Annotated in this window: 1 protein-coding gene; it reads right to left on the bottom strand. The window is 59.4% G+C overall.

What is annotated here, in order from left to right; translation table 11 throughout:
- Window positions 1-229: AAA family ATPase (locus R0J92_RS27465; RefSeq protein ID WP_411054007.1), on the bottom strand; the 229-nt coding region annotated here is incomplete at both ends.

Below are 229 nucleotides of genomic sequence, written 5' to 3'. Positions count from 1 at the left end.
CACAATCACCGTGTTACGGAAGTCGACGGTACGACCCTGGCCATCGGTCAAGCGGCCATCTTCCAGCACCTGCAGCAGGATATTGAACACATCTGGGTGTGCTTTCTCCACCTCATCCAGCAACAGCACCGAGTAGGGCTTGCGGCGCACGGCTTCCGTTAAGTAACCGCCCTCTTCATAGCCCACATAACCGGGAGGGGCGCCGATCAGGCGAGCCACGGAGTGCTTC

Origin of the sequence: Tritonibacter sp. SIMBA_163 (assembly GCF_046535935.1) — a bacterium.
Classification (GTDB): domain Bacteria; phylum Pseudomonadota; class Alphaproteobacteria; order Rhodobacterales; family Rhodobacteraceae; genus Epibacterium; species Epibacterium scottomollicae.
Note: the sequence above shows the minus strand (reverse complement) of the source record. Positions and strands in the feature narration are given on the sequence as shown.